Origin of the sequence: Paraburkholderia sp. XV (assembly GCF_020177535.1) — a bacterium.
In the GTDB taxonomy this organism is placed as follows: Bacteria; Pseudomonadota; Gammaproteobacteria; order Burkholderiales; family Burkholderiaceae; genus Paraburkholderia; species Paraburkholderia caribensis.
Genome location: NZ_JAGUUD010000108.1, coordinates 18,494 through 27,645, shown reverse-complemented (window position 1 = coordinate 27,645; position 9,152 = coordinate 18,494). Strand labels below are relative to the sequence as shown.

6 protein-coding genes and 2 pseudogenes are annotated in these 9,152 nt (G+C 62.2%); 2 read left to right on the top strand and 6 right to left on the bottom strand.

What is annotated here, in order from left to right; all coding sequences use genetic code 11:
* Positions 1-338: pseudogene (locus KFO72_RS33585) on the top strand (hypothetical protein); the annotation flags it as partial.
* A 3-nt stretch (positions 339-341) separates the two neighbouring features.
* A pseudogene (locus tag KFO72_RS33580) lies at positions 342-674 on the top strand (acetyltransferase); the annotation flags it as partial.
* Positions 675-1,362: 688 nt separating this feature from the next.
* Here the strand turns inward: KFO72_RS33580 and KFO72_RS33575 are convergent.
* The 6 genes from KFO72_RS33575 to KFO72_RS33550 form a co-directional block, all read right to left on the bottom strand.
* Positions 1,363-3,627: a xanthine dehydrogenase family protein molybdopterin-binding subunit gene (locus KFO72_RS33575; RefSeq protein WP_225033903.1), complete on the bottom strand. Its 2,265-nt coding sequence runs from the start codon at positions 3,625-3,627 to the stop codon at positions 1,363-1,365.
* Entirely contained in the window at positions 3,624-4,136 is a 513-nt protein-coding gene (locus KFO72_RS33570) for a (2Fe-2S)-binding protein (protein ID WP_054930576.1), read from the bottom strand. The genes KFO72_RS33575 and KFO72_RS33570 overlap by 4 nt, the downstream gene beginning before the upstream one ends.
* Positions 4,133-5,413 (bottom strand): cytochrome c, encoded by a 1,281-nt coding sequence (locus KFO72_RS33565; protein WP_225033902.1) that lies wholly within the window; start codon positions 5,411-5,413, stop codon positions 4,133-4,135. Before KFO72_RS33565 ends, KFO72_RS33570 begins: the two co-directional genes overlap by 4 nt.
* A 71-nt stretch (positions 5,414-5,484) precedes the next feature.
* Positions 5,485-6,597 carry an alkene reductase gene (locus KFO72_RS33560; RefSeq protein WP_225033901.1) on the bottom strand — a complete coding sequence of 371 codons (1,113 nt, stop codon included), beginning with the start codon at positions 6,595-6,597 and terminating at the stop codon, positions 5,485-5,487.
* A gap of 154 nt (positions 6,598-6,751) precedes the next feature.
* The gene (locus tag KFO72_RS33555; RefSeq protein WP_060606038.1) at positions 6,752-7,966 is read right to left on the bottom strand and encodes an MFS transporter; all 1,215 of its coding nucleotides are present in this window, start codon (positions 7,964-7,966) and stop codon (positions 6,752-6,754) included.
* A 37-nt stretch (positions 7,967-8,003) separates the two neighbouring features.
* The gene (locus tag KFO72_RS33550; RefSeq protein WP_225033900.1) at positions 8,004-9,152 is read right to left on the bottom strand and encodes an FAD binding domain-containing protein; all 1,149 of its coding nucleotides are present in this window, start codon (positions 9,150-9,152) and stop codon (positions 8,004-8,006) included.

Here is a 9,152-nt window from a genome sequence, read left to right as displayed (position 1 = left end):
GGACTATCGATACCCTCGATGAGGTGGGATTTCTCGCGCTCGAATGCGAACGCCTGGGCGCCCCCAAGATCGGAGCCGTGCTTCTCGATGCGTATGCCGAGTCGATGCACGATCCCGTCGATGAGGGCCTGCTCCATTTCTATCAAAGCATCCGCGCGACCGTTCGAGGAAGACTGGCCGCCGCCCATCTCCTCGAACGCAAGATTGGACGTGTGAGGCACTGGCGCAGACGTACGCTGGCCTATTTCGAGTTAGGGGCGTCACACGCGCGACAGTGTGCGGCGGCGTTGCAAGCTGGGACACAGGCACTGACGCTCGATGTTTCCCCAATGGAGTAACAGGTGGCTCACTTCGATGTGTTTAATGGCGACGCCGACGGAATCTGTGCGCTGCATCAACTGAGGCTCAAGCATCCTGTCGATGCGCAGCTAGTTACGGGGGTCAAGCGCGACGTCTGCCTGCTGCGCCGCGTAAGGGCCGGTTCCGGCGATAAGGTGACTGTGTTTGATGTCTCGCTCGATGCAAACCGCACTTCACTCGTGTCGCTTCTCGATCACGGCGTCAACGTCGAGTATTTCGATCATCACTTTCCAGGCCGCATTCCGCACGCTGACCGACTGATCGCGCATATCGACACATCCGCTGATACGTGCACCGGTTTGATCGTGAGTCGATAAGGACTCCGAGTCAATCTTTTTCGGCCGTTTTGGCGGAAGTGGAGGAATGCCAGCAGGCCTATCGCGAACGTGTCATTTCTTGGCTCGTCACTTTGGCATCGGAACAACGGTTGGGTGACTGCGACGAAGCCATACACATGGCCGGGTTGCGGCGCACGAGATTTACCACCAGCCAGCGGCAGCGAATTCGTGAAATCGAGCTGTTGGTTCACTCCACGAGCCAGTGTTGACCCTAATCGGGACGGTTAGGGCGTCGATTGCTGCAGTGCGTCACAATTTTGCTATGACCCTTGTTATTGCCGCAGTCATATTGCCGTTGGCACATACCTCCCGCGGACTTTGCGTTCTTGAATCCGATGCGATCTCGAGACTAGAGATAACTGACGCAAACTTTAAATATGTCCCACGCGTGGAACATCAACGGCGATAACCGCGTTTCGATGGATTTTCGCCGCAGACTTTGATGTATCTCCATAATTTGTTGGGGCACAACAAAGTCTGCGGACGCTGCCCAGTTATACCGATCTGTTTGTAGCTGCAGCTGTCCAGACGTCCACCGACCTATCCTCGCGATGCCCCGTCGCCTTACATTCGCAGGAAAAACGGCGAACCGGGATGGCTCGCCGTTTTTTCGTCGTGAGGAATCACGCGACTCGCGTCGACCGCGTGACCACCGCCGAGCGCGTTACACGTCGATCAGCTCCCGCAATCTGTCGCCGGCCAGCGGCATGTCGCGCAGCCGCTTGCCGGTTGCGTCGAACAACGCGTTGGCGAGCGCGCCAGCCGTCGGGCCCATAGACGCCTCGGCCGCGCCAAGAAACGGCGCACCCGGACGATCGATCAAATGCACGTTGATGCTACGCGGCGCCGCGGAGTAGCGCAGGACGGGATAAGTGCTCCAGTCGAAGCTGCGGATTCTCGATGTATCGAACTTGAGTTCTTCATAAAGCGTCCAGCTTGCGGCCTGAACGACGCCCCCTTCGATCTGGTTGCGAATTCCATCCGGATTGACGATCTGCCCCGAGTCCACCGCCACTTCGGCGTGCTCCAGCACCACCTGGCCGGTCTCGGGCACGACGGATACCTCAATGGCCATGGCCACATACGCCATAAGATTCTTGTACTTGCCGAACGCAAATCCGACGCCATGATTGCGCTTGCGCGTCCGTCTCGGCCAGCCGAATTTTCGCGCGGCAAGCTGGATGACATCGCGTGCACGCGGGTCCTGCATATGCTTTAACCGGAACGCCACCGGGTCGGCGCCGCTGGCCGCTGCCAGTTCATCCATGATGGCTTCGATTGAGAACACATTCATATGCGCACCGAGGGAGCGCATTGCCGAAGTGTGCAAAGGCATCGTCGGCGAGAAGTTGTTCATGATGTGCATATTCGGAATCGAGTACAGCGGAATGGCGTTGCGGTCGCCACCGCCTTCTGGCTGCACCATCGGCACCGAGGGCGCAGGCACGAACGGCTTCTCCAGCATCTGGGCGGGAATCAGGCGCCCGGCGTTGACGATCCGCTCGTTGTGAGAGCTGCTCCACAGCGCGTAATTCCAGTCCACGATCTTGCCGGTTGCGTCGAGCGAAGCACTGACTTCCGTGACCATCGCTGGCGTGTAGTGATCCCACGTATGCTCTGTCTCGCGCATCCATTGCACACGCACGGGCGCACCTTCGATTTCGTGGGCGATGAGCGTGGCGTGGGCAGCGACGTCGTCCGCGCCGTTGTGGCCGTAGCAGCCTGACCCTTCGACGTGAATGCAGCGGATCTTGTCCTTCGGCATCGACATCATTTCGGCGAGCCCGTCGCGCAGCGGATACACCCCTTGCGAATGCGTCCAGACGGTCATCTCGCCGTCCTTGTACAACGCGACGGCGGCGGATGGGCCAATCGAGCCATGCATCATGTAGCGCTTCGTGTATTTCGCGCTCAATGTCTTCACTGCCGCGCCAGCCGGCTGATGCGTGTTAGCGATTTCGATGTGCTGGGTGGAGATCTGCTTGAGGTCGCGGTGCACCGTGGCGGGATCGGGCAATGCGCGGCCAGGCGTCCACTTGCAGCCTGCCGACAATGCGCGATGCGCCTGCACCGCCTGCCATTCGACTCTCGCGACCACGGCAAGCATGCTGCCGTTGCGGACCACCTTGACCACACCCGGCATTTTCAGCACTTCGTCGGTATTGGTGTCCAGCAGCCTCGCCTCGTAGACGGGAGGCATCACGACGCGCGCGTGCAGCATGCCCGGCATCATCATGTCGTGAACATAGCTCGCGCCGCCCGTCACCTTGGCGGGAATATCGACACGTGGCAGCGAGGTGCCGATCATGTCGAAGCTGGCCGGGTTTTTCAGCGGAGAAGTCGGCGTGGCGACCCGATGCAGATCGACGAGTCCGACTGCTTCGCCATACGTCATGCTGCGGCCGTCCGGCGTCTTGATGACCGCGTTGTGCGCGACCAACTGCTTGCTGTCTACGCCGAAGTGTTTCGCGGCCGCGTCGACCAGCAGGCCGCGAACCTGGGCGGCCGCATTGAGCAGCGCACTGCCGCTATCGGCCATCGTGTGGCTGCCGGCCGTGAGCCCTTCATCCGGCGAGACGCCTGTGTCGGCCGTCAGGAATGTGATCAGCGAGGGCGCCATGTCCAGCTCTTCTGCCGCCACTTGCAGCAGCGCGGTGCGCACACCCGTGCCGAGTTCGACCTTGCCCGTATAGACGGTCACTTTGCCCGCCGCATCGATCTTGATCCAGGCGTCGAGATAAGGGTTGGTTTTCAGGCTGCCGGCGAGTGCCTGGGTTGCCTTCCCGATGTGGACGGCGGCGCCTTCATCGGCGATCACTTCCTGTGCCATGGCGCTGACGCCTGGGAACATGCTGAAGCTCACCACCAGCGCGCCGGACAGCATGAAGCGGCGGCGTCCCTCGTCGATCTTGTCGTCCGTGTCACTCATTGCGCGCCTCCGAGGCTCGCTATCTCCATGGGTTCGTTGGAGAGCGTGTCGCCAGCCGGCAGGTGCGCGACCTCGCGAATCGCGGCAAGAATTCGCAGATGGGTGCCGCAACGGCAGAGGTTCGGTTCCATATGTTCGAGTATTTCGCGCTCTGTCGGCCGCGGGTTGCGATCGAGCAGGGCCTGGGCGCGCATGATCATCCCGGCGATGCAATAACCGCACTGCGCCGCCTGGTGATCGATAAACGACTTCTGCAACGCACTGGGATGCTCGATCGTGCCGAGGCCTTCGACCGTGCGCACCGCGCGTTTGCCGATCGCCGATACGGGAATCAGGCACGAGAAGACAGCCTTGTCGCCCACGATCACCGTGCAGGCGCCGCATTGTCCGAGTCCGCAGCCGAACTTTGCGCCATGCAGATGCAGGTCGTTTCGTAGCGCATACAACAAGGGCGTCGACGGATCGATATCGAGGTTATGCTGCACACCGTTGACGGTAAGAGTGATCATCGCGCGTCGTTCTCCTTTCTGATTGTTGCGACCGACCGTTCGACGTCTTTCCACGGATCGTGCTGCGAATAGGCCGCGCGGATGTAAGACGTCAGATCGGCGATCTGCTGGTCGCTGTAGACCTCGCTGAAGCCCGGCATGTAGTTAATCGAATCTTCGCCGTGCCAGTTGATGCCGCTGAGAATCATCTGGATCGCGTTGCGCGGCGTCGCGGCATTGACAGCCGTGCTGAACGCGAGCGTCGGGCGCCCACCAATCGACTGCATGGGCGAGTGGGGACCGTGGCATTGCGCGCATGACGCCGCGAACAGCGCCGCACCCCGTTTTGCCTCGGGCGGCAGCGCAGCAGTCGGCGCGGGTGCATTCGGCGGCGTTGGCTGAGGCTTCTGAACCGACAGGATGTAAGTGGCGATCGCCTGCACGTCTTCTTCCGGTACGGTGGCGAGATCGCGCGTAACGGGCAGCATCGGGCCCGCGGCGGCGCCGTGCTCGCTGGCGCGTCCGGTGCGCAGATAGGTGACGAGTTGCGCCTGGGTCCAGGGCTTTGGAGCGGCGCCGAGCGCATTGAGCGCAGGCGCGTCCCAGCCGTCCACGACGCCACCATCGAATGCCTGGCCGTGCTTTTCGCCGCCGATCAGGTTGAGCGGCGAGTGGCACGAGGCGCAATGTCCGAGTCCGTCTACCAGGAGCTTGCCGCGGTTCCACTGCGCGTCGTGTGAGGCGTCCGCCACCTCTGCGCCAGGATGCAGGAACAACACATTCCAGAACGCGAGCAAGGGCCTGAAGTTCAGCGGGAAGATCAGTTCGTTCGCGGGCGCGGTTGCCTTGACGGGCTCCCGTGTCATCAGGTACGCGTAGGCCGCCGAGATGTCACTGTCCGACATGCGGGTGAAATGAATATACGGAAACGCGGGATAGAGCAGGTGGCCATCGCGAGCCACGCCGTAACGTATCGCGCGGGTGAAGGCCTCGAGCGACCAGCCGCCGATACCCGTGTCGACATCGGGCGTGATATTGGTTGCATAGATGGTGCCGAAGGGCGTGGCGAGTGGCAGGCCACCGGCGAAGGGCTGGCCGCCTTTCGCGGTGTGGCACACAACGCAGTCGCCAAGCGCCACGACACGCGCACCGGCGAGCCGTGACTGCGCGTCGAACGACGAAGCCGGGGGCGGACTGATCGGCGCGATGGCAGGCTTCCACATGAGCGCCAGAGCGGCAACCAGCACGACCACGACGACCAGGCCTCCTCCCCACAGTAATCTGGGCTTGAGAGTCATTCACGCACCTTTCATCACACGTCTCGATTGATAATTTCGCGCGCCTACGCCGCGCGTTGTTGTTCTCACCGTCACGCGGCGCGGGCAGCGAACGGATAGTCGATATAACCGGTGCCGTCGCCGCCGTACCAGCCCGCTGCGTGTGGCGTCGCGAGCGGCGCCCCGTTGGCGATCCGCTCGACCAGGTCGGGATTTGCGATGTACGCGCGGCCAAACGCAACAAGATCGGCATCGCCAGCGCGAAGCAATGCGTCGGCGTGGTCGACCGAAATGCCGCCGTTGACCATCAGCGTGCCGTCGAACACCTTGCGTATCCGTTCGATGATGCGCGGCAGATCCGGCGCGCCGCTCCAACCATTCGTATCGGCCGCATGAACGTACGCCACACCCAACTCGCCGAGCATCGCGCCGACGTAGTCATAGGTGCCGTCCGGGTCGGCGTCGCGGACGTTGTTGTAGTGGGCATACGGCGAGATGCGCACGCCGACCTTGCCGATCGGCACTGATGTGCCGATTGCCATAAGGATTTCGCGCAAGAAATTCGCGCGGTTAGCAATCGATCCGCCGTAGTGGTCGTCGCGCGTGTTCGTGGTCGACGAGAGGAATTGATGCGGCAGGTAACCATTGGCGGCGTGGACTTCGACGCCATCGAAGCCGGCGGTCATCGCGTTGACCGCGCCTTGCCTGAATGCGTCAATGGTGAGCTTCACCTCTTCGAGCGTCATGGCGCGCGACGGTGTGGCATGAATGCGCGTGTAGTTGCCGTTCTGCAGTTGCGCCCACACCTGCAACTTCTCGATATCGTCATTCACGCCGGAGGGCGAGAGCGGCGCTTCACCGCCAAGCAGGGTGAACGAACTGACGCGCCCGCTATGCCAGAGCTGCATGAAGATCCGCCCACCGGCAGCGTGGACCCGGTCGGTGATGTGGCGCCAGCCGTCGATCTGCTCGGCCGTCATGATGCCAGGCGTCAACTCGAAAGCCGCCGATGCGGGGCTGACATTCGTCGCCTCGGTGATGATCAGCCCGGCGGAAGCACGCTGTTCATAGTACTGGGCCATCATCTCTGTCGGGCGGCCGCGCACGGGAGCGCGCGAGCGCGTCATCGGCGCCATCACGGCGCGATTTGGCAGAACGAGGCCATGCAGATCGTACCCGCTGAGAAGGGGCGAAAGGGAGGACATATCTGATTCCTTAGGCAAGCGATCAAGCGCTGCTCAGGTCTGGGGACTGTGCTGGCTAGCCTATCGTCAGCGCCACAAAAATTCCTGAAATCACGCTTAAACTTTATTAAGCCAGGCAGCATCGCCGCCCGGATGTCGGAGTCGACAGAGCGTGTCAGGCGATACGCGCGGCGTGGGGACGGCCAATTGCCAGGTAGTGCAGCAGCGCGACGAGCGGGAAAGCCGTAGCAACCGCCGCCACCAGTGGCCAGCCGCCGTGCTGATAGAGCGGACTGGCAAGTGCTGAGCCAAAGGCGCCGCCAACGAAGATGCTCGTCATGTACAACGCGTTCAGACGGTTTCTGCTCGCCGCGTGCAGCGCGTAGATTTCACGTTGCCCGAGCACCATGTTCATCTGCACCGCGAAGTCGAGCACGATGCCCGTCACCACGAGGCCATATACGCCCCACGCTGGGTGAATCAATGCAGGCGTGTAGGCGAGCGCGCCCACTACCAGCGCTATCAGTGTCGCGCGCGCCGTATGCCCCGCGTCGGCGAGACGTCCTGCAACAGGAGCGGACGTTGCACCGATTGCCCCGACCAGCGCGAAGATGCCGATCGCCGTTTGCGACAAGCCGAACTGCCGCGTCAACTCGACGGGGATCGCCGTCCAGAACAGGCTGAACGACGCAAACATCAAGCCCTGGTACAACGACCGGTGACGCAGGACGGGCATTGTCCGAAGCAAATGGCCGAGCGAGCCGATCAACTCGAAATACGTGGCCTTGTGCTCGGGCTGCCGGCGCGGAATGGTCAGCGCGAGCACGGTGGTCACTATAGCCATCAGTACGGCTGCGGAACCGAATACCACGCGCCAGCCGAAGTGGCCGGCCACCACGCTTGAGATCGGACGCGACAGCAGGATGCCGAGCAGCAGGCCACTCATGATGGTGCCGACCACCTTGCCACGCGACTCGTCCGGCGCGAGATGCGCGGCGAGGGGAATGAGGATCTGCACGGCAACCGAGCTGAAGCCCACCAGCAGGGAGATCCCAAGGAACAGGCCGGGCTGATGAGCAAAGGCCGCAGCTGTGAGACTCACTATCGATACCAGGGCGGTCGTGATCATCAGCTTGCGGTTTTCGAGCAGGTCGCCGAGCGGCACGAGAAAGAACAGACCGAACGCATAGCCGATCTGTGTGAGCGAGACGATCAGGCTGGCCGTGTCCGGGGACATGTGAATGTCCGGCGCGATCAACTCGGTGATGGGTTGCGCGTAATACAGGTTGGCGACAATTGCGCCGCAGCAGAAGGCAAACAGCGCGATCAGACTTCGCGTGAGTTTGGCGGCGCTGCTAGCGCCCGTCGTCACTGATGCAGGGGTAGACATAACAACTCCTTGAACCATGAAACACGAATTCGTAGCTTCAACGGGCGATCTTCATTAGCCGGTTGCCGAGCGAGATGCCCAGCTCTGTCATGAGCTTGCCGCGTTGCAACTGCTGGCTTTCCCAATGCTTCAGTGCCGAATCGATCGTTTCGCCTTTGCGCTGTGCCGACAGAAGGGCGAGCGCCAGCGCGTGAGCATTGGATGCGGCCTTTGCGGTGCTGCCGGCTGTGTGCGGGCGCGGCACCGACGCGGCGTCGCCGAGCAGCACGGCGCGGCCAAACACCATTTTCGGCGCGCGCAGATCGACGATAGGCTGCATGAATGGATCTTCGGTTGAATCGACTAGCGCGCGGAACGTGGGCCCCATCATGAGCTTCGCATCGGCGCGAAGCTGGGTGATGTCGGCGGTTTTGGTCGAGCCCGGTGGCAGCGAAAACGGTCGCGCTACGCCGTTGCGGTCGATCAGCAACTGCTCGAGCTGCGCGCGGCTGTACTTGCGATACCACACCCAGTTCCAGCGCCGCTTGCCGACTTCGGTCGAATCGTCGTCACCCGGGATCATGTAGGAGAGGGCTGAATGGCCATCCCCCTCCTGAAATGCAAAGTGTCCGCGCAACGTGCTCGCGGCCTGTGCTGGCAGATCGAGTTCTTCAACGAGTCCGCGCCACGCCACATAACCGGCGTAGGCGGGCATCACCTCGGGCAGCAGCCGGCTGCGCAGCGTCGAGCGGATGCCGTCTGCGCCGACCAGAAGATCCGCTTCTTCACTGCGGCCGTTGTCGAACAGCGCGACGACCTTGTCGCCCTCCGTGCGAAAATTGACGAAGGTTTCGCCCGCATGCAGATGTTGCGCCGGCAAGGCGTTTTTCATGGCGCGGTACAACAGGCTCCATGAAGTCTGCATCTGCGGCATATACAGTTCCTCGACGCGCTTGTCTTCGCGGTCGAGGTAGATGCGCTCGCCCGAAGGCACGCCCGGCGGATCCGGGGGCTTCACGCCAGCGAACTGCAGCGCATCGAGCACGTCAGGCTGAAGCACTACGCCCCCGCCGCGGCTATCGAGCTGGCCGGGTGACGTCTCGAACACGTCGACCTCCCAGCCCGCCGCGCGCAACGTCGAGGCTGTCAGCAGGCCGCCAAGCGACCCGCCGATCACAACTGCCCGGTGTTTCCCGATCGAACTCAT